General features: G+C 72.5%; 16 protein-coding genes. 8 read left to right on the top strand and 8 right to left on the bottom strand.

What is annotated here, in order from left to right:
- Position 1: 1 nt before the first annotated feature.
- Both hemB and WMF22_RS00075 read right to left on the bottom strand, forming a co-directional pair.
- Entirely contained in the window at positions 2-985 is a 984-nt protein-coding gene (gene hemB, locus WMF22_RS00080; RefSeq protein WP_438034447.1) for a porphobilinogen synthase, read from the bottom strand.
- A 228-nt stretch (positions 986-1,213) separates the two neighbouring features.
- The gene (locus WMF22_RS00075) at positions 1,214-1,591 is read right to left on the bottom strand and encodes a DUF4339 domain-containing protein (RefSeq protein WP_438034446.1); all 378 of its coding nucleotides are present in this window, start codon (positions 1,589-1,591) and stop codon (positions 1,214-1,216) included.
- 203 nt (positions 1,592-1,794) lie between these two features.
- Between WMF22_RS00075 and cobA the strand changes: the two genes are divergently transcribed.
- Positions 1,795-3,402, top strand: a complete 1,608-nt coding sequence (gene cobA, locus WMF22_RS00070) for a uroporphyrinogen-III C-methyltransferase (RefSeq protein ID WP_438034445.1) — start codon at positions 1,795-1,797, stop codon at positions 3,400-3,402.
- A gap of 330 nt (positions 3,403-3,732) precedes the next feature.
- Here the strand turns inward: cobA and WMF22_RS00065 are convergent, their stop codons facing one another.
- Together WMF22_RS00065 and WMF22_RS00060 are read right to left on the bottom strand one after the other, a co-directional pair.
- Positions 3,733-6,555 carry an ArnT family glycosyltransferase gene (locus tag WMF22_RS00065; RefSeq protein WP_438034444.1) on the bottom strand — a complete coding sequence of 941 codons (2,823 nt, stop codon included), beginning with the start codon at positions 6,553-6,555 and terminating at the stop codon, positions 3,733-3,735.
- Positions 6,556-6,652: 97 nt separating this feature from the next.
- Positions 6,653-7,537 carry a response regulator transcription factor gene (locus WMF22_RS00060; protein ID WP_438034443.1) on the bottom strand — a complete coding sequence of 295 codons (885 nt, stop codon included), beginning with the start codon at positions 7,535-7,537 and terminating at the stop codon, positions 6,653-6,655.
- A 299-nt stretch (positions 7,538-7,836) separates the two neighbouring features.
- Between WMF22_RS00060 and WMF22_RS00055 the strand changes: the two genes are divergently transcribed.
- The gene (locus WMF22_RS00055; RefSeq protein WP_438034442.1) at positions 7,837-8,796 is read left to right on the top strand and encodes an RluA family pseudouridine synthase; all 960 of its coding nucleotides are present in this window, start codon (positions 7,837-7,839) and stop codon (positions 8,794-8,796) included.
- On the opposite strand, the gene hrcA is transcribed toward WMF22_RS00055, so the two are convergent.
- The gene (gene hrcA / locus WMF22_RS00050; protein WP_438034441.1) at positions 8,789-9,832 is read right to left on the bottom strand and encodes a heat-inducible transcriptional repressor HrcA; all 1,044 of its coding nucleotides are present in this window, start codon (positions 9,830-9,832) and stop codon (positions 8,789-8,791) included. The two genes, WMF22_RS00055 and hrcA, sit on opposite strands and share 8 nt — an antisense overlap.
- A gap of 357 nt (positions 9,833-10,189) precedes the next feature.
- Between hrcA and WMF22_RS00045 the strand changes: the two genes are divergently transcribed.
- The 3 genes from WMF22_RS00045 to WMF22_RS00035 all read left to right on the top strand — a co-directional run bounded on the left by WMF22_RS00045 (position 10,190) and on the right by WMF22_RS00035 (position 12,727).
- Positions 10,190-10,984 carry a hypothetical protein gene (locus tag WMF22_RS00045; protein ID WP_437297070.1) on the top strand — a complete coding sequence of 265 codons (795 nt, stop codon included), beginning with the start codon at positions 10,190-10,192 and terminating at the stop codon, positions 10,982-10,984.
- Between the two features lie 70 nt (positions 10,985-11,054).
- Complete coding sequence (locus WMF22_RS00040) at positions 11,055-12,116, top strand: hypothetical protein (RefSeq protein ID WP_437297069.1); 1,062 nt, start codon at positions 11,055-11,057, stop codon at positions 12,114-12,116.
- 98 nt (positions 12,117-12,214) lie between these two features.
- Positions 12,215-12,727, top strand: a complete 513-nt coding sequence (locus tag WMF22_RS00035; RefSeq protein ID WP_080598730.1) for a Fur family transcriptional regulator — start codon at positions 12,215-12,217, stop codon at positions 12,725-12,727.
- Positions 12,728-12,778: 51 nt separating this feature from the next.
- Here the strand turns inward: WMF22_RS00035 and WMF22_RS00030 are convergent, their stop codons facing one another.
- Both WMF22_RS00030 and WMF22_RS00025 read right to left on the bottom strand, forming a co-directional pair.
- The gene (locus WMF22_RS00030; RefSeq protein ID WP_437297068.1) at positions 12,779-15,226 is read right to left on the bottom strand and encodes an HAD family hydrolase; all 2,448 of its coding nucleotides are present in this window, start codon (positions 15,224-15,226) and stop codon (positions 12,779-12,781) included.
- A gap of 1 nt (position 15,227) precedes the next feature.
- Positions 15,228-16,490 (bottom strand): aspartate aminotransferase family protein, encoded by a 1,263-nt coding sequence (locus WMF22_RS00025; RefSeq protein ID WP_438034440.1) that lies wholly within the window; start codon positions 16,488-16,490, stop codon positions 15,228-15,230.
- A gap of 275 nt (positions 16,491-16,765) precedes the next feature.
- Here WMF22_RS00025 and grpE point away from each other — a divergent pair, with 275 nt between their 5' ends.
- The 3 genes from grpE (at position 16,766) to WMF22_RS00010 (ending at position 23,429) form a co-directional block, all read left to right on the top strand.
- On the top strand, positions 16,766-17,350 hold the full coding sequence (gene grpE / locus WMF22_RS00020; RefSeq protein ID WP_437297066.1) for a nucleotide exchange factor GrpE: 585 nt from the start codon (positions 16,766-16,768) through the stop codon (positions 17,348-17,350).
- 187 nt (positions 17,351-17,537) lie between these two features.
- Positions 17,538-19,400, top strand: coding sequence for a molecular chaperone DnaK (gene dnaK / locus WMF22_RS00015; RefSeq protein WP_012232637.1), 1,863 nt, complete (start codon positions 17,538-17,540; stop codon positions 19,398-19,400).
- A 111-nt stretch (positions 19,401-19,511) separates the two neighbouring features.
- The gene (locus WMF22_RS00010; protein WP_437297065.1) at positions 19,512-23,429 is read left to right on the top strand and encodes a serine/threonine-protein kinase; all 3,918 of its coding nucleotides are present in this window, start codon (positions 19,512-19,514) and stop codon (positions 23,427-23,429) included.
- A 37-nt stretch (positions 23,430-23,466) separates the two neighbouring features.
- On the opposite strand, the gene dnaA is transcribed toward WMF22_RS00010, so the two are convergent.
- Positions 23,467-24,882, bottom strand: coding sequence for a chromosomal replication initiator protein DnaA (dnaA, locus tag WMF22_RS00005; RefSeq protein WP_438034439.1), 1,416 nt, complete (start codon positions 24,880-24,882; stop codon positions 23,467-23,469).

Genomic DNA, 24,882 nt, shown 5'->3' with positions numbered 1-24,882 from the left:
CTCAGCCGAGCCAGCGCGCGGCGTCGAGCGCGTGGTAGGTGAGGATGAAGTCCGCCCCGGCGCGCCGGATCGACGTCAGCAGCTCGAGCACGGCGCGCTTCTCGTCGATCATCCCGCGCTCCGCGGCGGCCTTGATCATCGCGTACTCGCCGCTGACGTTGTACGCGCCGAGCGGCAGCGTCGTCACCTCGCGCACGCGCGCGATGACGTCGAGGTACGCGAGCGCGGGCTTGACCATGAGCATGTCGGCCCCCTCTTCCTCGTCGAGCGCCGCCTCGCGCAGGCCTTCGCGGGCGTTCCCGGGGTCCATCTGGTAGCCCGCCCGGTCGCCGAACTTGGGCGCGCAGTCGGCCGCCTCGCGGAACGGCCCGTAAAAGCCGGACGCGTACTTCACGGCGTAGGAGAGGATCGCCGTCCCCGTCAGCGACTCGGCGTCGAGGGCGCGCCGGATCGCGGCGACCCGGCCGTCCATCATGTCGCTCGGCGCGACAACGTCGGCCCCCGCCCTGGCGTGGACCACCGCCGCCCGCGCGAGCACCTCCAGCGTCGCGTCGTTGTCGACGTCCACCGCCCCTGACGCGTCCTGCCGGAGCAGGCCGCAGTGGCCGTGATCGGTGTACTCGTCCACGCACACGTCGGTGATCACGAGCAGCTCCGGCACGGCCTCCTTCATCGCCTTCACGGCGCGCGGCACGGGCCCGTCCGGGTCGTAAGCGCTCGTACCCGACGCATCCTTGGAGCGCGGGAGCCCGAACAGGATCGTCCCGCCGATGCCGAGCTCCTTGCAGAGCCGCGCCTGCGCTGCCGCGGCGCTCACGGGCAGCTGCGAGACGCCCGGCATCGTCCCGACCGGCCGAGGCGCGTCGAGCGCCTCGTTGAAGAAGAGGGGGAGGATGAAATCTCCCGGATGGATGGTTGTCTCGCGCACCAGGGCGCGGAGGGCGGGCGAACGACGGAGCCGGCGCGGTCTCTTCGTGGGGAACACGGCGGCGGAGCATAGCAGCCCTGCGCCCGCGTGAGCCGCTCCGGTCCAGAGGAGCGCGCGATCCGTGGATCGCCTGGGCGCTGCGAATCGGTTAGTGTTCGCAGTGTTCGCAGTGTTCGCCCGAAACCGCCAGCATGAGAACGGCCCTCCACTTCCCGTTTTCCGGCCGCGCTCGCCCCGCGGCGCGCGCAGCTCGCGCCGGGCGCGGTCCGCGCGCGCAGCCATCGCTCAGCGGTGAGCCGCTCCAGAGCGCGCGGCCGAGCGCGCAGCCGGGCCGGGGCGCGGCGTCCTCGGCTGGGGCGTCTGCTGGGACGACAGGGGAAGCGTGTCGTCGTCGTCATCCGCCGCCGAGCCCTCCTCCGGCTGCTCCGCAGGCGTCGCCGTGGCGGCGACCGTGACCGTCGCAATGTCGGACAGCGGGCACCACACGGTCCACGCCTCATTGCGGACGAAGCTATCGAGGGGGACCACGCCGCTCTCGATGCCGCGCGCGAGCTGGTCGAGCTTGACCGGCCCGACCGAGCGCTCCCCATTGGTGACGTACCATCGGTCCGGAAAGCCGCGCTCCGAGCTCAGCAGCTCTTCGACCAGTTTCACCGATCTCATCGAATGGACTCCAGAAACCGCCGGACGTTGAATCGACCGGATGCGATTCTAATCCCATAACGCACCGGGTCAACATCACTGCAGAATCGCTATGACAATCAACGTCTGCCATGCATGAACGAGAGAATGACGGGAGTTTGACTGTGTTTCCGAGGCGTAACAATCCTTCCGAGGAGGGCCCCGGCGCGGCGGCCGCGGGGGCAATGAACGACGGAGCGCCGGGCGCGGCGGCCAGGCCAGGCGTCGTGTACCTGGTCGGCGCCGGCCCGGGGGATCCGGGGCTCCTCACGTTGCGCGGCGCAGAGCTCCTCGCCACGGCCGACGTCGTCCTGCACGACGAGCTCGTCCACCCCGCGCTGCTCGACCGCGTGCGGGAGGGCGCCGACGTGCGCTCGGTCGGCAAGCGCGGCGGCGATCGGGTGGTGAAGGACGCGAAGCAGGCGGAGATCGACGCGGAGCTCGTCGCGCTCGGCCTCGCGGGCCGCAGCGTCGTCCGCTTGAAGGGCGGCGATCCGTTCCTCTTCGGGCGTGGCTCGGAGGAGGCGGAGGCGCTCGCGCGGGCCGGGGTGCCGTTCGAGGTGGTGCCGGGCGTCTGCTCTCCGCTCGGCGCGACGGCCTACGCCGGCATCTCGCTGACGCACCGGCACATCGCCTCCAGCGTGATGATCGTCAGCGGCGTCACCCGGGCTGGCAGATCCTTCGACTGGAGCGAGCTCGCCTCCGTCCGCGGGACCATTTGCGTCCTGATGGGCATGCAGGCCCTCGACGCGGTGGTCGAGGGCCTGATGGGGCCGGGGCGCCGCGATCCCGCGACGCCGGCGGCGGCGATCCAGTGGGGGACGCGGGCCGACCAGCGCGTCGTCTCCAGCCGCCTCGACGACCTGCCTCGCCGCGTGAAGGAGGCAGGGATCGAGAGCCCCGCGGTCATCGTCGTCGGCGCCGTCACCGGCCTGCGCGACACGCTCCGCTGGTTCGATCGGAAGCCGCTCTTCGGCAAGCGCGTGCTCGTGACCCGGCCGCGCCACCAGGCGCGCTCGACGTCGAGGCTCGTGCGCCTCCGCGGCGGCGAGGCGGTGGAGCTCCCGACCATCGAGATCCACCCTCCCCCCGACCCCGGGCGCATCACCGAGGCTGTCCGCGGCGTCTCCGGTTACGACGCCGTCGTCTTCACGAGCGAGAACGGGGTGGCCTGCTTCTTCAAGGAGATGGAGCGGCTCGGCCTGGACGCGCGCGCCTTCGGCCCTGCGCGCCTCGCCGCGATCGGCGCCGGGACCGCCGCCGCGCTCGCCGCGCGCGGCGTCCGCGCCGACATCGTCCCGCGGGAGTTCCGCGGCGAGGAGCTCGCGGATGCCATCCTCGCCGACCCCGCGCTGGCCGGACGCCGGGCCGCGTCCCCTCGAGTCCGCGTGCTCCTCGCGCGCGCGCTGGTCGCCCGCGAGGTGCTCCCCGAGCGCCTCCGCGCCGCCGGTTGCGAGGTCGATGTCGTGCCTGTCTACGAGACCCGCCCTGCGTCGGCCGGTCGCCGCGAAGAGCTGCTCCGGGCGCTCTCGGCGGGCGCGATCGACGTCGTGCTGCTCACCTCGAGCAGCACCGTCGATAGCCTCTGCGATCTCCTCGGCGAGGGCGCCGCAGCGCGCCTCGAGCGCGTGCTCCTCGCGAGCATCGGGCCGATCACGACCGCGACCGCCGAGAAGCGGGGGCTCCGGATCGGCGTGACCGCCGAGGTGAGCACCACAGCAGGTCTCCTGGACGCGCTGGATCGACATTTCACTGCATTGCAAGCTGCCCCTGGGGGCGCCAGGAGCGAATGAGCTGGTCGCACGATGTGCGGCCGGCGCAGCTGCGGAAATAAAGAGAGCGTCGCAGCGGACCTGGGGGGGGAAGGTCTCCGCCGCGACGCTCGATCCCAGCGGAGAGCAGGGCGCGTGCCTGCGAACTCTTCAAGTCGATTCAGGTACTTAGGACGTCCCAGCAGGAGTCTCCTTGCGCTGCTGCGCCGCCACGGCGACAGAGATGCAAGGACACGCCTGATTCAGCCTTACCGTCGGACATCGACAGCGCCCTTCCCCGGGCCGGAGCGGGCGTGCAGCGTCACAGCCGGACAGCGCTTGTGAGATGAGCGCCCTCCGGTGCCGTTCGGCTCACTCGAACGTCGCTCGCACCACGAGGAACTTGTTGTTGAGCTCGATGGACGTGAGCTTCTCGAAGATGCGAGGGCTGCCGAGCTCGTTCGACAAGGAGCCCGTGCGTCCATGCTCGGTGACGAAGTAGAAGGTCTTCACGCCCTTCTTCTTCTGCTCGTTGATGTAATCCTGGAACTTCTTGCCGCTCGACACGAAGGCCGCCAGCCGGTTGCCGGCATAGAAGTTCTCGCCCTTCCAGTTCAGCTGGTAAGCGACGAGCGGCCCCGGGATCTGCTGATTCGCGCGCACGTAGGCGAGCAACGTCTCGCGTTGCCCCCAGTGAGGCGACGTCCGCACGAAGTACACGTCGATGCCCCACGCCGTGAACACGACGGCGAGCGAGAGGAGCGCGTAGACGACCAGGCGGCGCCAGCGCGCGACCATCAGCAGCAAGCACAGGGCAGCCGCGGCGGCGGTGAAGGCCCACAGGGTCGCGGAGAAGTCGAGCGACTGCGGCCAGGGGCGCTTGTAATTGTACGTGAACAGGTGCAGCAGCCTGGCCTGGCTCGGCTGTCCCTCGCGCACCATCGCGAGATCGCGCCCGACGAGGAACACGAGCAGCGCAGCGCCGAGCGCGACGGCGCCGAGCATCGCGCGCTCGTAGCTGACCACCGCGGTGGAGCGCGCCGACAGCGCCGGCGAGGAGGCGCCGATCGAGCGGCGCGCGAGCCCTCCCGCGCGGCCGTCGAGGCGCAGCATGTCGTCGAGCAGGATCCCCGTGAGCATCGCCGCCGGCGGGACGGCCGGCAGGATGTAGTGATGGAACTTCGTCAGCATCAGCGAGAACAGCGCGAAGCCGAAGAGGAACCACATCGCCAGGAACACCGAGGCGTCGCCCTGGCGGACGTCGGCCGAGCCGCGCTCCCCGGGCGCGGCCCCCTCGCGCCGCCTGAGCCACCACACGAGCGACGCGGGCACGAGCCCGGTCCACGGGAACATCGCGTAGCCGAGCTGCCACACGTAATAGCGGAAGCTCACGTCGTCGCCCTCGTTCGTGTCGTGGACGTGGGTGAAGGCGCGCTTGAACATGTCGTGGAACAGGAGCCTGTCGGTGAACGGCTGGCCGTGCCGCGCGTACATCGCGACAAACCAGGGCAACGCGACGCACGCGAGCACGAGCAGCCCGACGGGGATCTCCATCTTGAGCACGTCGCGGTACCGGCGGGAGACGACGACGTAGCCGAGCGCGCAGAGCACCGGGAGCCCGAAGCCCGCCGGGCCCTTGGCCATCGTGGACAGGGCAGCGAAGAACCACGCCGAGAGGAAGAGGAGCCGCTGGACGCGCCGCTCGCCCCAGCTGGCGTACAGGACGATCCCGAGCGTCTGCGCCCAGACGAGCGCCTGGAGCGCAGGCTGAAGGCCGGGGAGCACGGGCAGCACCGACCGGCAGGCCTCGTTGCCAGGGAGACCGCAGTTTCCCGGTGAGCCCGAGCTGAAGACGTCGCCGCGGAAGTGGAGGCCGAAGGGCGAAAGGCCGATCTCGACGTGACGCGACAGCAGGTAGAGGATCTGCGGCAGCGCGCAGGCGAGGATCGCCCCGAGCACGAGGTGATAGGCCGAGAGGCCCACCTTGAGCGGGCCGAGATCCACCTCGTAGACGCGCGCCTCCTCCGCGTCGTCGGTGTGGATGCCGAGCAGCAGGAGCGCCATCGCCGCGGCCATCGTCGCGACGAACGGCATGTCGGTCATGGTCTGGTGGGAGACCAGGAACCACTGCGGCATCGTGGCGAGGACGAGCCCCGCGAGCAGCCCCGCGCGGCGGCTGAAGATCCGCGAGACGGCCTTGTAGAGGAGATAGACGGCGATGAGCGTCAGCGCGAAGACGGGGAGCCTGACGGCCCACTCGGGCCACGGGGCGCGCCCCTCGGCCGCCGCCGAGAGCATCTCGCCCGAGCGGTAGCGGACGCCGAACGCGGCCATCGCGAGCGCCTGCATCCAGAAGTCGAGCACCGGCTTCGACCAGAACCAGCCGTCCTGCGCCCACCAGAGCGAGATCCAGTCGTTCCTGGCCAGGATCTCGCGCGCGACCTCGCCGTAGTGCGTCTCCCAGGGATCGGCGAGCGAGTGGCTCCCGAGCATGGGCAGGTAGAGCAGCGTGACGACGGCGACGAGCCAGAAGCCGTGCCGCCGGCCGAGGGGGCGCGGAGCTCCCGCCTCGTCGACGCGGCAGGGGCCGAGGCGCTCGCCGAACCGGAACGCGCCGATGACCGCCGTGAGAAACGCGGCAGGGACGGCGACGGCGGGCACCGCCAGCGAGAGCAGCGTCGGCGCGCCGTCCGACGAGGGTGGGCTCGGCGAGAAGAAGCCCGCGACGCTCAGCGTGATCAGGACGAAGAGCGCGACGAGCCCACCCCCGAGCAGCGCGAGCGGGCCGAGGAGGTCGCGGATCCCGACGCGCGTGGCGACGCGCTCGGGGGGATCGTCGAACGTGCCGAGCAGATCGAGCAGGCCGATCGCCGCGATCGCGACGCCGAGCGCGCCGATCGGGACACCCCAGCGCAGCTGAGGCGCGAGCGCCATCACGACGAACGTGAGGAGGGCGCCCGCGGCGGACACGGCAGCGCCACGCCAGCGGAGCGGGTTGCCCTGCGGCACGAGGCGAGCCTCCTCGGCGTCGGCCGCGGCCCCGGCCATCCCGACCATGCCGTCGCTCTCTGCCAACCCGTCACCGGCGGAAGGCGCGCGTGGCTCAGGAGCGCTTGAGCTCTCCAGATCGCCCGCGGCCGTCCCGTCGCGGGCGTCCGCGGGCGCACCGCTGCGTTTGTCGTGTGTGTCGTTCATGGCTGCGCCGACCGCGGAGCGAGGCGCGGCCCTGGCGTAGCAACTCCAGGTCGCCGGACAAAGCAGCCACGGCCAGGCAGGGGCCGCGGTGGGCGGCCTACTTCGTCAGGCGCGCGATCTCTTCCTTGATGATCGTCTCGGCGAGCACCGGCACGACCTCCCACACGACGCGCTCCACGACGTCGCGGGACAGCGCCATCACGGCCTCCACCTGCTCGGAGGTGAGGCCGAGGCCCTCGAGCTTGCTCGCCATCTGGCCGTTGACCTGCGCGGAGGCGGTCGCGGCGACGGCGGCAGGCCCCGTCGCGGTCTTCGGCACGCCGGACACCGGCGTCGGCGAGAAGGCCATCGTCGTCGTGACCGGCACGTTCGCCGAGCCGCCCGGCGCCGTCTTGACCGAGGCCTGGGCCGGCGCAGCGCTCGTGGCCGGCGCGTTGGGCGTGTAGATGAGGGTCTTCGCGCGCTGGAGCGGGCTCGCTGCCGCCTGCTGCGCGGCGGCCGCCTGCTGCGCGGCGGCCGCGGGCTGCGCGGCGGCCGCGGGCTGCGCCGCAGGAGAGCGCGCGGGCGCGGACGCCGCGGCGGCAGGGGCCGCAGCGGCGGCGGCGGGCTTCGCTTCGCCGCGCGACGCCAGCAGCTTCTTGACCTTGTCGATCATCTGCTGGGTGTCGAACGGCTTGTCCATGTGATCGTCCGCTTGCGCGCCCGATCCCTTCGCGGGGTCGAACGGGTTCTGCTTGGACGACAGGATCAGGACGGGCGTCGCCGGTGAGGCCTGCTTGATCGCCTTGCACAGCTCGTAGCCGTTCTTCGGCTCGAGCGTGACGTCGGCGATCACCAGGTCGGGTTTATCGCTCTTGAGCTTCTGCAGCGCAGCGTCGGCGCTGCTCGCCGTCACGACGCGGAAATCCTGACCCGCAAAGGTGATTTCGAGCACTTTGCGCATGGTCACGCTGTCGTCTACGGCGAGAAGGGTGCTGGCCACGAACGGGTCTCCTCTCAGATGGCGAGAAAGCGATGACGGCTCTGGATATCTTCGGCCCCCGTCGCGCGATGTGTCAACATTCGCGGTGTAATTCGCCCCCGCGGGCCCCGCGGAGGCGCGTTTTTCCGCGCCGGTAGAGCCCGGTCCCACGCTGGTGGGCGGAGCCGAGGCGCCCCGGTGAGCTCTACATGCGTCCGCTCCGACCCGCCACTCCGCCGAGCCACGAAGACAAATCCGCCGAAACGACCGGCGTCCACCCGGCCGCCCAGGTGCGGCCTCCGCAGGATGGCCGCTGGACGGTGCCCGCCGAGCTGGATCGGCGCCCGCTGGACGGGGCCGTCCGTGCGCTGGCCGAGGTCTCGTGGTCCGACGCGCGCCGGTTGATCGAGACCGGCAAGGTGCTGGTCGGGAGCGCGGTGGCGACGAGCGCCCGCCGGCGGGTGCTCGGCGGGGAGCTGATCGAGGTCCGCCTGCACGCGCCGAGGCCCGAGACGGTGCGGCGGCGCAAGCTCGAGGGCGAGCTCGTGGTCTACGCGGACGCGAGCGTCGTCGTGGTGAACAAGCCCGCCGGGGTGAGCACCATCCCGTACGGCGACGAGGCCCCCGCGGAGCAGGCCGCGACCCTCGACGCGCTGGTGCGCGAGGTGCTGGCCAGGCGCGACCGCCTGCGCGGGCGCGCGCCGCTCGGCGTTGTGCAGCGCCTCGACAAGGGGACGAGCGGGCTGCTGGTCTTCGCGCGGACGCTCGCCGCGAAGAAGCACCTCGCGCAGCAGCTCCGCGTCCGCGCGATGCACCGGCAGTACCTGGCGCTCGCGCACGGCGCCGTCCCGCGCGGCACCTACCGCAGCTACCTCGTCGAGGATCGGGGCGACGGGCTGCGCGGCTCGGCGCGAGACGGGCGGCGCGAGGGGCAGCTCGCGGTGACGCACGTGGAGCCGATCGAGGTGCTCCGAGGGCCGCCGGAGGGGGCCGGCGCCGGGGGCGTGACGCTCGTCGCATGCCGGCTCGAGACGGGACGCACGCACCAGATCCGCATCCACCTCGCGGAGGCCGGGCACCCGCTCGTCGGCGAGACCGTCTACGTGCGGAATTACCGAGGCACGAGGGTCCCGGCCGCGCGGCTGATGCTCCACGCGGCCGAGCTCGGCTTCGACCACCCGGCCGACGACCGGCCGATGCGCTTCCAGGCGCCGCCGCCCCCGGACTTCGACGACGTGCTCGAGCGGCTCCGCGCGCCGCAGCGGAAGGGCGCTACTTGACCTTGCCGCGGACCTCGGTCATCGCCGCGGCCGTGGCGTCGACGAGCGGCATGACCTTCGCGTAGTCCATCCGCGTCGGGCCGAGCACGCCCACGGTCCCGGCGACGCGGCCGTTCTCCATGTACGGCGCGGCGACGAGGCTGAGCTGGCCTCCGCCAAGGTCGCCCGCCTCGCTGCCGACGAACACGGTGACCTCGCCCGCGCCGGCGGCGAGCGTCCGGTCGAGCAGATCGACGAGCTCCTCGCGCTCCTCGAGCGCCTTCATCAGCTTCTTGAGCCGGTCGACGTCGGCGTACTCGGGCAGATCGATCAGGCGGTTCTGCCCCTCGATGACGACCTCGCTCCGCGGGGTCACGTCGGCCGTCGCCTTGCTGCCGAGCTCGAAGGCGCGGCGCCTCAGCGCGTCGATCTGGAGGCGCTCGTCCGCGAGGCGGCGGGCGAACAGGTCCCGGATCTCGCCCAGGGTGCGCCCCTCGATGACGTCGGTGAGCAGGTTGTGGATCCGGGTGAGCTCGCCCTCGTTGATCGTCTCGTCGGCCGAGATGAAGCGGTTCGCGACCGAGCCGTCGGTGAAGACGAGCACCGCGAGCAGCTGCCCGGGCTTGGTCGGGATGAAGCGCAGCTGGGCGAGGGCGCGGAGCTCCGCCCGCGGCGCCGCGACGACCGCCGCGGCGCCGGACAGCTCCGAGAGGTAGCGCCCGGTCTCGCGGAGCGGATCGTTCGCCCCCGCGTAGATCTCGGTGAACCTGGCGCTCAGCTCGGCCTGCTGCTCGGGCGACAGCGACCGGAGCTCGACGAGCGCGTCGATGAACAGCCGGAGCGCGCGGTCGGTCGGGATCCGCCCGGCAGAGGTGTGCGGCTGGTGGAGGTACCCGGCCTCCTCGAGGTCGGCGAGCACGTTGCGGATCGACGCAGCCGAGAGATCCAGCCCGTACTTCCGGGCGAGCGTCCTGCTGCCAACTGGGTCGCCCGTTGCAATGAACTCGGTGACCGCGGCGAAAAGGATCTTTCGAGCTCGGTTGGAAAGATCACCCATGTCAGTTGCATGCAGCGTACAAGCGCGCCGCCGTGGCTACCTGGACAGGGACCGCCCGGACCGGGAAGCCATGCGGGCCGGACCTTCGCTCCCGTACGTCAAGCTGCGCGTGCGGGCGCTTGACCCACGGACACGCATGCGACCCATTTTGAGGGGATCGCGCGGCCCGGTCAAATGTCGCGGTAGGATCGGGCAGCAGCCACCCCGCGCACGGGGGGCCCCGCTCCGCCGGATGGCGGCGCGGCCGGCCACTCGGCCACCTCGATCATCTCGATCACCTCGATACACGTGCACGTGATCACTTGGCCCCCCGAGAGGGTCGGCCTGCCTTGCTTCGCACGAGGATGTACCGCAACGATGCCGCCTGCACGCCACGCCGCCGCTGCCTGCGCGCTCGCCCTCGCGCTCGGCCCCCTCGCCGCCGCGCCGAGCGCGCAGGGCAAGCCGAAGGTCAGGTACCACCAGGACTGGGCGAAGCACCCGTCGGCGCGCTACGCGGCCATGAGCGCGGAGCAATGCCGTGCGGCGCTCACGCAGCGGAAGATCGCGTTCCAGCCGGTGCAGCGCGCGCCGGGCGTGCTCGCTCCGGTGCGGTTGATGCAGGGGGTCGGCGGGGTCCTCTACCGGACGGCGCTGCCGGCCCATCAACGCGCGGGAAACCCGCACGACGTCTTCGACTGCCGCCTCGCGCTCGCGCTCTCGGACTTCAGCCGGATCCTCCGCGCGCACGACATCGACGAGGTGCTGATGTTCTCGGCCTGGCGGCCTCCGGCCAGGATGTGGCCCGAGGGCAGGCTCGCCACGAGGCACCCCGGCGGGCTCGCGATCGACCCCTACAGGTTCATCAAGGAGCGCGTCGGCGGCGGGTTCGCGGAGGACTGGCTCGAGGTGGAGCGCGACTTCGTCGGCAGGCGCGGCGCGCCGGTCTGCGGCGAGGGCGCCGGCCCGACCGGGCGGCCCCGCCGGGCCGGCAAGGGGGCGGGCAGCGGCCCTCCAGCGGACGCGGCGGCGCGAGAGCTGCGATCCATCGTGTGCGAGGCCCTGGACCAGCACATCTTCACGTCGATCCTCACGCCCAACTACGACCGGGCGCACAAAAATCACCTGCATCTCGAGGTGACCCCCGGCGTCCAATGGCATCTCGTGCGCTGATCCGGGAGGGGCCGTCCCCCCGCGCGCAAACCCGCTCTCCCTCCGAGGTCGACCCGCTATGTTAGCCCGCGTGCCCGCACGAAGACCCCCGCTCTCCCGCGCGTCCGCCGCGCTGGCGCTCGCCGCTGTCGCGCTGTCGTTCACGTTCGTCGGCTGCCCCTGCGTCAGCGGCCCCGTGAACGCGAGCCCCGCCCTCCGCTGGTTTCTGTTCTCGAACTTCGGCGCCAGCAAGATCTGCCCCGAGATGCTGAAGAGCGGGGTCTCGCTGCGCCTGCAGGACCGATCGGCGTCCATGGGGCGGTTCTTCCCGATGCAGTGCTCGTACGACGTCAACGACGCGGCCCAGACGATCACCGTCCACATCGCCGGCACGGGCTACGGCTACATGCAGCCGGCCAAGCGGGTGGGCTTCTCGCTCACGACGTCCGTCGAGTACCGACCCGACTTCCAGATCGCGGACGACAACGTCTACGTGTGGGGACGGCTGAACCGGATCGTGCAAGGCCCGAGCTTCCAGCTGGGCTACGTCGAGAACCCGGTCATCGACGTGATGGCCAACGTCCCGCCGTTCGGAGGGCTCGCCAACCTGCTCGGCAACCAGATCGTCGCTGGCGAGCTGACCCGCGGGTTCACCGTCCTCTACAACGAGGAGACAGGGAAGGACTTCACGCTGGGGATCCTCATGCCGCCCCAGCGACCGCACCACCCGTTCGAGGCGGAGGACGAGGAGCGGTACACGTTCGCGAACGAGACCGTCGAGGTGTACGCGAACCAGCGCGACTACCTCGGGCCGTTCGAGATCGCCGACCCGGACCAGGCGCTCTACCTCAAGGTCAGCGCGCAGGGCGCGCCCGTGGACCTCATGATCGTCGACAAACCCACCGGCGACGCGTGGCGCGAGGCGTACCAGACCGGCAAGCCGCTCGGACCCCCGCCAGGCCCGGTGCAGGCAGGCGGCCCTCTCCAGCCCGGGATCATCGAGACCCGCCGGTACGCGCTGCGCCCGGGCCTCTACTACGTCGTCATCGACAACACGGCGGCGGCCGGCCTGGTCGCGCCTCCCATCACGCTGCTCAGCCCCCTCGGAGGTTCGGCGGCCCAGATCAGCTACATGGCGCAGGTCGGCGAGTAGCGCCGACGGGCGGGGCACAGGCAGCGTCGGCGAGGTCGCGCCACGTGGGCTCGGTCACCGGCCTTGACGCGGTTCGCCGCGAACGGGATAAACTTGCCATGGCCGTCATGGAGAGAGAGGGGAGCGGCGCCAGCCACGTGGACCAGATTGCCCTCGACCGGCTCCGCGCTCGCCTCCAGGCGTACATGGCGAAGAAGGGGCTGAGATCGACCGCGCAGCGCCGGCTGATCGTCGACACGTTCTTCTCCGGCGCCCCGCACATGACCATCGAGGACCTGCTCGCGGAGGTGCGCGCGCACGACCGAGGCATCGGGTACGCGACGGTGTACCGCACGCTCAAGCTGCTCGCGGAGTGCGGCGTCGCCTCCGAGCGCCGGTTCGGGGACGGCCTGAGCCGCTACGAGCTGGCGGACGACGCCAGCGCGCACCACGACCACCTGATCTGCGTCAACTGCGGGAAGATCATCGAGTTCGAGGAGCCGCGGATCGAGGCGCTCCAGGAAGAGATCGCCGCGAAGTACGGCTTCGAGGTGACCTGGCACAAGCACGAGATGTACGGCGTCTGCGCGGACTGCCGCGACGCCAAGGACACGACGCCCGACGTCTCGTAGCCCGCCCCGGCGCGGCGAGGAGCCCCGCGCCGGCGAGAGCGCGCCCGGCGCTCAGCTCTTCGCGTCGAGCGCGCGGGCGTGGACGACGGCCATGACGCCGCCGAGCAGCGAGGCGATGGGCGCGTAGGCCGGCGGGAGCACGAACGCGGCGATGACCGCGGCGCCGACGAGCGCCGGGGCGACGCTGAGCGCGAGCCCGACGCGCGCCTCGAGGCGCGTGCGGTGCGCGAGCGCGAGGGAGAGCGCGGCGTCGCGGACGTCGTCCGACGCGAGGACCGTGGAGAAGTCGGCGGGCGCCGAGCCGGCGGCGCCGAGCGCCACGGAGACGTCCGCGGCGCCGAGCGCGGCGTCGTCGACGCCCGCGTGGCCGAGGACGGCGACGCTCGTGCCCGCGTCGATCAGGCGACGCACCTCCGTGCCGCGATCCGCGGGGAGGATCTCGGGGCGGATGTGATCGATGTCGAGCGAGCGGCCGATCGCCTCGCACGTCTCGCGCGCGTCGCCCGACATCAGCACGGGCTCGATCTGCGCGTCGAGCAGGTGCTGGATGGCGGCCCGCGCGCCGGGGCGCAGCCCGTCCTGCAGGCCGATGATGCCGACGAGGCGAGCGCCGACAGCGACGAGGACCACCGTGCGCCCCAGCGCCTCGAGCTCGGCGACGCGGCTCTCGGCCGCGGCGATCGAGATCCGCTGCTCGAGCATGAGCGCGCGGTTGCCGACGCAGAGCTCCTCGCCGGACGAGGTGACGGCCGTCACGCCGAGGCCGGGGTGGAAGTTGGGGTTGCGCACGCCGTCGGGCCGCAAGCCGCGCGCGCGCGCGGCGCGGACGATGGCCGTCGCGACGGGGTGCTCCTCGGTGCGCTCCGCCCCGGCCGCGAGCGCGAGCACGTCGCTCGGCTTGAGCTTCTGGCCGGTCGCCTCCAGCTCCGCGAGCTCGGGCTCGCCGAGCAGCAGCGTGCCGCGGGCGCAGAACACGGCGACCGAGGTCTTCCCTGCGCGATCCCAGGCGTCGGCGCTCTTGTAGACGATGCCCCGGCGGAGCCCGAGCAAGATGCCCCGCGCGACGTGCACCGAGGCGATGGAGGCCGTGATCGCCGTGGACAGCGCGGCGAGCACGGCGGCCGCGGTCATCGCGATCTCGACCGGAGCGCGTCCGGCGACGAAGGCGGAGAGCGCGCCGATCGCCGCGGCGCCGATCGCCCAGCGCTCGGTCAGCGCGCGGGAGGCCTGCGCGATGGGCGCGAGGGCGTCCGCGCGCCGGCGGGCGTCGAGCAGGACGCGCGCGACCGCGCGATCGCCCCCGGAGAAGGTGCACGCGCCGACGAGGCGACCCCGGACCACGGTGGCCCCGGCGACGACCGGGTCGCCGTCGCGGCGGCGGGTCGGCGTGGTCGCGCCGATCCAGGGGAGCACCTCGACGTCGCCGCCCGTGACGACGAGGTCGACGGGGACGATCTCCCCCGCGTCGACCTGGACGCCCTCGCCCGGTCGCAGCTCGTGGAGCTCATCCCCGGCGCCCTCGACAGGACCGCCGTCGCCGCCGCGCTGAGGGGCGCGGTCGGCGGGCGCCTGGCCCTGCGCCCACGCGGAAGGCGGCCGGCGCGCCGGGGTCGAGAGCACGGATCCGATCCACGCCCGCTCCGCGAACACGCGGTGTCGTGCGCTCTCGATGAGCCACGCGCTGATCGCGCTGGCGGTGGCGATCACGCCGGCGAGCGACGCGGCCTCGGCCGCGAGGGCGCGGTCCTGACCGAAGAGGGCCCAGACGGCGGCGACGAGCCCGCCAAGGACGGGGGCGAGCATCGGCGCAGGGTGCGGATCGGTGGCGTCGCGCGCGGTCGTGGCCGCGCGGCCGAGGAGCATCCCGGCGCTCACCGTGGCGAGCACGATCCGCGCGCCGATGACGAGCTTCGCGTCCCCGGCGAGGGTGAGCGCGACGGCCAGCGTCCCCGCGATGATCGCGAGCACGAGCAGGAGCGCGCCGATGTCCCGCGCCTCGACCGCGTCGTAGCGCTGCGGCTCCTCGCTCAGGATGGTGTTCCCGATGGGCTCGAGCAGCGCGCGATCGTCGTCGAGGACGGGCAGATCGGGGAGCTTCTCGTCGAGCGACACGGGGGGGAACGCGTCCACGATCGGCGCGTCGAGGTCCGCGACGCGCGCCGCGCCCTCGTCGGCGCTCGCCCGCGCGGGCTCCGCGCGCGGGGTGCGCGGGGTGGAGGCGTGGTGCCCGCCGGCGCCGGGCGGCGCGCCCGACGGGAGCCCCCGGGGAGGAGGGCCGGCGAAGGGCGCGCCCGACGCCGCGAGGCCCGCAGGCCGGCCGTCCCCCGGCGCAGGCGGCGCTTCACCGAGGAAGGCGTGGCGGCACCGCGCGTTGCAGAAGTAATGGAAGCGCTGGTCGAAGATCGCCACCTGCCCCGCGCGCAGGGGATCGATCAGCTTGCTGCAGCCCGAGCACGGGACGGGTGCGACGGCGGGACCCGCGGCGCGCGATGCGACCACCTCAACCTGCAGCCGGCGTCTCGGAGAGCGCGGCCTCGACCTCGGCCAGCGCCTCGTCGATCTGCGCCTCGCTGACGATCAGGGGCGGCGTGAACCGGAGCACGCTGCTGCCAGCGATCGTGAGCAGCACGCCCCGATCGCGCGCGCGGCCGAGGGCGGCCCGCGCGTCGACGGTCGGCGCGAGGATGAGCCCGCGGAGCAACCCGCGCCCGCGCTCGCCGAGGCACACGCCCGGCAGCCGCGCGGCGATCGCGGCGAGGCCGCGGCCGAGCTGCTCGCCGCGCTTCACGGCGGCCTCGCACAGCTTCTCTTCCTCGATGACCGCGAGCACCGTGCGCGCCGTGGCGGAGGCGAGCGCGTTGCCGCCGTAGGTCGAGCCGTGCGAGCCCGGGGGCAGCGCGCCGTTGAGCCGCTCCCGCAGCACCAGCGCGCCGACCGGGAACCCACCGCCGAGCCCCTTCGCGAGCGCCGCGGCGTCCGCCTGGACGCCGTCGTACATCGCGCCGAGCCAGTGCCCCGTGCGCCCGATGCCGGTCTGCACCTCGTCGGTGAGCAGCAGCGCGCCGTGCTCGTCGGCGATGCGCCGCAGCTCGGCGAGGAAGCCGGCCGGGGCCGGCAGCACGCCGCCCTCCCCTTGCACCGGCTCCACGAGGATCCCCGCGACGTCCGGGCCCATGGCCGCGCGCACCGCCGCCGCGTCTCCGTACGGCACGTGCGTGACGCCGTCGAGCGAAGGGCCGAAGCCCTCGCGGTACTTCGGCGTCCCGGTCAGGGCGACCGCGCCGAGGGTGCGGCCGTGAAACGCGTTGTCGAACGCGATGATCCGGTAGCGCCCCTCCTCGCCCCGGTTGAAGAAATGGCGGCGCGCGAGCTTGAGCATCGCCTCGTTCGCCTCCGCGCCCGAGTTGCAGAAGAAGGCGCGGTCGAAGCCGGTCTTCGCGCAGAGCTCCTCGGCGAGGCGGAGGTTCTCGGCGTTGAAGAAATAGTTGGAGACGTGCATCAGGCGACCCGCCTGCTCGGCGATGGTCGCCACGAGCCGCGGGTGAGCGTGCCCGAGCGAAGCCACCGCCACCCCCGCGCACATGTCAAGGTACCGGCGCCCCTCCGTGTCGAAGAGCTCGCACCCCCTGCCGCGGTCGAGGACGAACGGCGGCTGGCGGTAGTTGCCGAGCAGGTGCTTCTGCGCCGCGAGGAGCGGCGCGCTGGCCGGCGTCGAGGCGTTCGCCGGAGGAGGTTCGGCGGCGGGGTTTGTGGCGATGCTCATGGGGGGCGATCTAACGCCGGGCGGGGGGTCGGAGCAAACGCTCGATGCAGCGCCCGCAGCGGATCGTGGAGACCCGGGCAATCTGAGCATCCGGAGCGCGGCCGGAGCGCGGCCGGAGCGCCCGCGCGCCTCCCCCCCGCGGGCGTCCTGGGCCGGCACGGCGGCGAGCGCCGGCGCGCTCGGGCGGCGGCGCTCGCCTGCGGCGCTCGCCTCCGGACCGACCATGGGCCTGGCGATTGCCAGCGGATCGCGGCTGGTTATAGTGCCGCCGTCCTATGAGCGATTCGGAACAAAATGGGTCGAACCAGAACACGGGGGAGACGGCAGAGGCGCACGCGGAGCGCGCAGAGGCCGCGGAGCAGCAGGCCTCCACCCCCGAAGACAAGCTAGGCGAGGCGCAGGCCGAGGCCGCGCGGATGCGCGAGCAGCTGCTGCGCACCGCCGCGGATTTCGACAACTTCCGTAAGCGCTCCCGGCGCGAGGTCGAAGAGGCGCAGCGCCGCGGCCGCGAGGCGATCCTGAAGGATCTGCTCCCGGTCTTCGACAACCTCGAGCGCGCCGCCAGCCACGCCGAGAGCGCGCCGGACGTGAAATCGGTCGCCGAGGGCGTCCGGATCGTGACGAAGCAGTTCGTCGACACGCTGGAGCGCATGGGCATCAAGCGCATCGCCGCGGTCGGCAAGCCCTTCGATCCCAGCGTGCACGAGGCCATCCAGCAGCTCGACTCGACCGAGCACCCCGCCGGCGTCGTGATCGCGGAGGTCCAGCCGGGATACATGCTGGGCGATTACCTGATCCGCGCGGCCATGGTCGTCGTCTCGAAGGGCTCGCCCGCCGAGCCGGCGCCCGCGGCGAACTGATCCTCCGCGCGGCGTCGCGCCGGCTCCCTCGGCGCACACCTCCGGCACGGTGCGCATCCTGGCGGTGATCGTGTCCGGGATCTGCCGTGCCCCGCTACCTCGCCGCACGATCTCCCCAAATATCGCGGGCGCCCAGGTCGTCTCCCCACCCGGCGAGCATCCAGGCCTGTAGTATCTTTCGCCGCATATGGGGAAGGTGATCGGCATCGATCTCGGGACGACGAACTCGTGCGTGGCTGTCGTCGAAGGGGCAGGCGTCGCCTCGGCCAACGACGTTCGGGTGATCCCGAACGCCGAGGGCGCGCGCACCACGCCGTCCGTGGTCGGCTTTCCCGCGAGCGGTGAGCGCCTGGTCGGGCAGGTCGCGCGCCGCCAGGCGGTCACGAACCCGCAGAACACCATCTACGCGGTGAAGCGGCTGATGGGCCGCAAGTTCACCGCGCCCGAGGTCAGCAAGCAGATCAGCCTCGCCCCCTACAAGATCGTCGAGGCGCCGAACAGCGACGCGTGGGTCGAGGTCAAGGGGCGCAACTACTCGCCGCCCGAGATCTCCGCGGTGATCCTCGGCCAGATGAAGCAGGTCGCCGAGCGGTTCCTCGGCGAGCCCGTGACGGAGGCGGTGGTCACCGTCCCCGCCTACTTCGACGACGCGCAGCGACAGGCGACGAAGGACGCAGGGCGGATCGCCGGGCTGGACGTGCGCCGGATCATCAACGAGCCGACCGCCGCGGCGCTCGCCTACGGCCTCGACAAGGTGAAGGCCGAGACGATCGCGGTCTACGATCTCGGCGGAGGCACGTTCGACATCTCGATCCTCGAGATCGCGAGCGGGGTCTTCAGCGTCAAGGCGACCGGCGGCGACACGCACCTCGGCGGCGAGGACTTCGACCAGCGGATCATCGACCTGCTCGCCGACGAGTTCGAGGGCAAGAGTCGCATCGATCTGCGCCGGGACCGCATGGCGCTGCAGCGGCTCAAGGAGGCGGCCGAGAAGGCGAAGCACGAGCTCTCGTCGTCGCTCGAGACCGAGATCAACATCCCCTTCATCGCCGTCGGCCCGGGCGGCGGGCCGCTCCACCTCGAGCGGACGATGCGGCGCAACGAGCTCGAGATGCTCTGCGAGGGCCTCATCCGGCGGACCATCGACGTCTGCCGCGCGACGCTCGGGGACGCCAAGCTCCCCGTCTCCGCCGTCAACACGGTGGTCCTCGTCGGCGGCATGACCCGGATGCCCGCGGTGCAGGCGGCGGTGCGCGAGTTCTTCGGCCGGGAGCCGAACAAGGGCGTGAACCCCGACGAGGTCGTCGCGGTCGGGGCCGCGCTGCAGGGCGCCGCGCTCTCCGGGCAGGTGGACGAGGTGCTGCTCCTCGACGTGACGCCGCTGTCGCTCGGCGTCGAGACCGGCGGCGGCGTGAGCTTCAAGCTCATCCCGCGGAACACGACCATCCCCACCGAGCGGAGCGAGATCTTCACGACGAGCGTCGACAACCAGAGCTTCGTCCCCGTGCACGTGCTCCAGGGCGAGCGCGAGATGGCCGCGGACTGCCGGAGCCTCGCCCGGTTCGAGCTCACCGGCATCCCCCCCGCGCCGCGCGGGCTGCCCAAGATCCAGGTCACCTTCCGCATCGACGAGAACGGGATCGTCCGCGTCGAGGCGCGGGATCTCGGGACGGGGCGGGTGCAGGAGATCCGGGTGACCCCCACGAGCGGCCTCACGCCGGACGAGGTCGAGCGGCTCGTCTCGGAGGGCGAGCGGTTCAAGGAGACCGACGCGCTCCGGCGCGATCTCGCCGAGCTCCGCAACCAGGCCGAGACCCTCGTCTACACGACCGAGCAGGCCCTCGAAGGTTACGGCGATCTGCTCGACGCCGAGCTCCTCGGCGAGGTCCACGCCGAGTGCGCGGCGCTGCGGAAGCTGCTCGAAGCCGGCGGCGACCTCGACGCGCTCCGCGACGCGTACGCGCGTCTCGAGGGGGCGGCGTTCCGGATCGCGGAGTCGATGTATGGAGGGGACGATGACGCCGGCGCAAACAAGGCCGTCGAGACATGACGCGCGGCTAGTCGACGCGGCGGCGCCGGCTCGCGCGCCGAGCGCGGGCCGTCCCCTCCGGAGCGCCGCGCGCGCCAGAGGCGCGAGGCTGCGCGGGGCGCGGGCGGGGCGATGCTGAGCGAGACCTTCGGGCGGTATCGCCTGCTCGAGCGCCTCGGCGAAGGCGGCATGGCCGAGGTCTTCAAGGCGAAGAGCTTCGGCGTCGAGGGGTTCGAGAAGGTCCTCGTCATCAAGCGCATCCTCCCCAAGCTGGCCGAGCAGGGGCGCTTCGTGGACATGTTCGTGCACGAGGCCAAGCTCGCCGTGCGCCTCTCGCACGCGAACATCGTGCAGGTGTTCGACCTCGGCCGCGTCGACCATCCGAACGGCGATCCGACCAGCTACTTCATCGCGATGGAGTACGTCCCCGGGCTCGACCTGGCGACGCTCCTCGCCCGCTGCCGGAGGGCCAAGAAGCCGATCCCCCTCGCCATGGCCGTCTTCATGACGGCCGAGATCGCGAAGGCGCTCGATCACGCGCACCGGCGGCGCGACGAGCAGTCGCGCCCCCTCGGCATCGTCCACCGCGACATCTCTCCGCAGAACATCCTGCTCTCCTGGGAGGGCGAGGTGAAGGTCACCGACTTCGGCATCGCGAAGGCGACGCAATCGATGACCGACGAGGAGGTCGGCGAGAACCGCGCAGGGAGGATCCGCGGGAAGCTCGCCTACATGAGCCCCGAGCAGTCGCGCGCCGGCGCGATCGACGGCAGGAGCGATCTCTTCTCGCTCGGCACGGTGCTCTACGAGATGCTCGCCGGGTCGAACCCGTTCGCGGCGCCGACGGCGTTCGAGATCATGCGGCGGCTGCAGGCGAGCGAGTATCCGCCGCTCGCGCTCGTGCGCCCCGACGTGCCCCGGTCGCTCGTCGACGTCGTGAGCACGATGCTCGCGAGGGACCCGGAGGATCGGTTCCCCGACGCCGGGCGGCTGCACGAGGCGCTCCTCGGCTTCTTCTACGCGACGGCCGAGCGGTTCGGGGCGAACGACCTCGCCGATTTCCTGGAGCCGTTCCACGAGGAGAAGAGCGCCGAGATCCAGGCGGGCGCCGTGCTCCAGGAGGAGCCGAACGGGGCCAACGAGCGCACGCCCGTCGAGGTGCCGCACACGACGAGCACGCGCAGCCGCTCGGCGTCGGGGCTCCTCCAGCTGCTCGAGAAGGCCGACAGCGGCCCGGCCGCGCGCGGGCTCGGCGAGCGGCGCGAGGTCACGGCGCTCGTGCTCATCTTCACGGGATCCGAGGACGACGCGGCGAGGCGCATGGCGCGCGCCCGCGACGTGCTGGCGCGCTACGGCGCGCTGCTGCTCGAGCAGGAGGCGTCGCAGCTCGTCGCCGTCTTCGGGCTCGGCGACGCCGACGGCCGCGACACGGAGGCCGCGGCGCGCGCCGCCCTCGTGATCCTGCGCTCGCGCGGCGGGGGCGCCGCGGTCTCCGCCGGCATCCACCTCGCCCGCATCCTCGTCGACAGCGCCGGCGCCCCGATCCGCGACGAGCGGCTCACCTCGCTCATCGCCTCCGCCCAGGCGCTCGCCCGCGCGACCGAGTCCCAGGTCGCCGTGTCGAACCTCACCGGGCGCGTCCTCCGCAACGCGTTCGCGACCGAGGAGCTGCCCGGCGCGGGCCGGACAGCGCCCGAGGGGGGGCGCGTCGTCACGTCCGCGCAGCCCCCGGACGGCGCGCACGGCCGCTTCATCGGCCGCCGCGACGAGCTCAAGCAGCTCGGCGACATCCTGGCCGACGCCACGAGGAAGCGCGCGCAGATCGTCGTCATCCAGGGCGAGCGCGGCATCGGCAAGACGCGGCTGCTCGCCGAGATGGAGCGGCGGCTCTCGAAGGGCGACTACAACGTCGGCGTCTACGTCGCCTCGTGCCCGCACAACGGCGCCGACGTCCCGTGGAGCGGCCTCACCGCGATGCTCCAGGTGCTCTGCGGCATCCAGGAGGGCGACGACGAGGAGCGCATCCGCGCGGTGCTGCCGCGGCTGCGGGCGCTCGGCCTGCGCGACGACGAGTCCGCGGCCGTGCTCGGTCAGCTCGGCGCGGCGCTCGCCGAGACGCGGGCGCCGCAGGGGACGACCGCGATCCTGCGCACGGCGTTCCCGCGCATGGTGCAGAGCCTCTGCGAGGATCGCCTCCACTGCTTCGCGTGGGACGACGCGCAGGCGATGGACCAGCTCACCGCCGAGGCCCTGCTCGCCACCGCGGGCCGCGCCGGCGGGCTCCGCGCCGTGCTGATGCTGGCGACGCGCAGCGACCCGCCGCCGCTGCTCGAGGCGCACCCCCACTTCTACCGGCTCAAGGTCGGGGAGCTCTCGGACAGCGACGGCGCGCGCCTCATGTCGGCGCGCATCGGCGCGAGCTTCCTGCCGCCCGACGTGGTCGCCTTCTGCCGCGAGCGCGCGGGCGGCCACCCGCTCTTCCTCGAGGAGCTCATCAAGGAGCTCCTCGACTCCGGCGCGCTCAGCGTCGTCAGCGGCGTCGTGAAGGCGCGGCTCGACGGCGCGTCGGCGGTGCCGCGCTCGCTGCGCACGCTCATCGCGACCCGGGTGCGGCGGCTCGATCCGAGCGACCGCGCCGTGCTCCAGGCGGCGGCCATCCTCGGCGATCCGGTGCCGACCGAGGTCCTCGCGGCGCTCCTCCAGCAGAAGCTCCCCGCCGTGAACCGCGCGATCTCCGGGCTCGCGACCCGCGACCTCTTGCGGCTCAAGGGCCCCGCGCAGGCGAGCTTCGCGTCGCCCATGCACGGGGAGATCGTCCTCGACGCGATCCCGCCGGAGCTCCGCCGGGAGCTGCACGCCGCGGCCGCGGCGGCGTACGTCGCCGTCGTCGGCGAGGACGGCGCCGAGCACGCCGAGCGCATCGGGCAGCACTTCTACCAGGCCGGCGATCGCGACCGCGCCGCCACGTTCTACGCGCGCGCGGCGCTCCACAAGATCCGCGCGAGCCAGCTCGATCCGGCGCTCCGGCTCATCTTCCAGGCGCTCGATCTCGGCGACCACGCCCACCGCTCGCCGGCGGAGCTCGCCGCGTGGCTCGGCTCGCTCGCCGACGTCGTCGTGCGCGTGCGCTCCGCGCCGGATCTCGCCGACGTCGCCGCCCGCGCGCTGCGGCGCATCGACGAGGCCGGCGCGCCGGAGCAGAAGCTCTCGGCCCGCGTCGACCTGGCGCGCGCCCTCGGCGCGGTGGATCTCTTCGCCGACGCGTACGCGAGGCTCGAGGAGGCCTACGCCCTCGCCGGCGATCGGGAGGACCTCCGCCGCAAGGCGCTCGCGTGCGAGACGGAGATCGGCGTCCGGAGCGGCGACTTCGCGCGCGCGGAGCGCGCCGTCGAGCAGCTCGAGGCGACGGGCGCGATCGACGATCCGAGGCTCTTGCTCGCGATCTCCCAGACGCGCGCGGCGACGGGCGACATCGCGGCGGCGCTCCGCGCCCTCGATCGGGCGGAGGCGCTCGGCGATCCGGGCGACCTCGCGGCGGCGAGCGAGCGCGAGAAGCAGCGCGTCCTCGTGCACGTGTTCCTGCGCGACTTCGACGCGGCGGTGCAGAGCTCCGCCCGCGCCGTCGACCTCGCCCGGTCCGCGGGCCTGCGCTTCGAGACGGCCGCCGCGCTGCACAACCTCGGCGACGCGAGCCGGCGGCTCGGCGATCTGCCGCGCGCCTACGCGTCGCTCACCGAGTCGAAGGAGCTCGCCGAGGAGAGCGGCCACGAGCGCCTCGCCTCCATCAACCGCGCGCACCTCGCCTACCTGGACGGGCTGAGCGGCGCGGCCGGCGCCGGCGAGCTCCTGCGCGAGCTCGCGCGCTACGCCGACGCGCGCTCCTACCGCACCGACGCCCTCGAGAGCCGGTACCTGCTCGGCGCGCTCCTGAAGCAGCGGGGCCTGGTCAAGGAGGCGCGGCGCGAGCTCGCCGAGGTGCTCGATCTCGCGTCCGCGTACGGCAACAAGCTCGTCGCGGACGACGCGCGCTCCGCGCTGTCCGAGCTCTGACCCCGCGCGCGCGTCTCCCGCGTCACGCGCGCGCGGTTCACTCGTCGGCGAGCTTCTTCTCGAGCGCCTCGAGGTGGGCGCGGACCTGCGGATCCGAGTCGCGCTGCGCCTCGATCTTGCGGACGGCGCTCATCACCGTCGTGTGATCGCGGTTGCCGAAGGCGCGCCCGATCTCCGGGAAGCTGCACTTCAGCCGCTGCTTGCAGAGGTACATCGCGACGTGGCGCGCGAAGGCCACGCTCTTGTGGCGGTCCTTCGAGGTGAGGTCGATCGAGCGCAGGTGGAAGTGGTGGCACACAGCGCGCTGGATGTCCTCGACGCTCATCATCTGCGCGCGCGGCGGCGACGTGGCCGTGATCTCGGCGCGCGCGAACGGGAGGTCGACGGGGCGGCCCGTGAGCGAGCTCTTGGCCGCCAGCCGGATCAGCGTCCCCTCGAGCTCGCGGACGTTGGAGCGGACCATCTGCGCGAGGTAGAGCGCCACGTCGTCCGTGAGCGCGATGCCCTCGAGCGCCGCCTTGTTCCGCACGATCGCGACGCGCGTCTCGAGCTCCGGCACCTGGATGTCGGCGACGAGCCCCCAGGAGAACCGCGAGACGAGCCGCTCTTCCATGCGCTCGAGGTTCTGGGGGTACTTGTCGCTCGTCACCACGATCTGCCGGTCGAGCGTGTGGAGCGCGTTGAAGGTGTGGAAGAACTCCTCCTGCGTCTGCTCGCGTCCGGCCAGGAACTGGATGTCGTCGACGAGCAGCACGTCGCAGCTCGACCTGTACCGCGTGCGGAACTCGTCCATCCGGTGGTGCTGGATGGCCGTGATGAAGTCGTTCGTGAACTTCTCGGCCGAGACGTAGATGATCCGCGCGTCCGGCCTGCCCTCGAAGACGCGGTGCGCGATCGCGTGCATGAGGTGGGTCTTGCCGAGCCCCGTGCCGCCGCAGATGAAGAGCGGGTTGTAGCGGCGCCCCCCGCCGCCCGCGGCCGCGATCGCGGCCGCGTGCGCCAGCTGGTTCGAGGGGCCCACGACGAAGCTCGCGAAGGTGTGCTTCGGGTTGAGGTCGTCCGGCATCGACGGGACGCGCCGGAGCGTCGGCTCGGGGCGGGGCGCCGGCGCCGGCGCCGCGCTGGTCGGACGCACGACGAGCGCCCGCGGACGCACCGGGGTGAGCTCCACGCGCTGCGCAATGGGCGCGTCGAGGTTCTGATCCACCGTCCACGCGACCTGGACCGACCAGCCGGTGAGCTCTCGGATCTTGTCCGTGAGCGCTGGCAGGAAATTGTCCCTGACCCACTCGAGGACGAACTCGTTCTGGACACGCAGCGTCAGGACGCCGTCGGTCAGATCATCGAACTGAACTCCCCCGAACCACTGATCGAAAGTGGCCGGGGAAAGCGCCCGCGTATGCTCGATCGCCCGATCGAAGACCTCGCGCGGCTCGTGTTTCGGAATCGTCAT

Origin of the sequence: Sorangium sp. So ce204 (assembly GCF_051526795.1) — a bacterium.
GTDB lineage: Bacteria > Myxococcota_A > Polyangia > Polyangiales > Polyangiaceae > Sorangium > Sorangium cellulosum_B.
The sequence above is the reverse complement of the archived record's forward strand: the minus strand, read 5'-3'. Positions and strand labels throughout refer to the sequence as shown.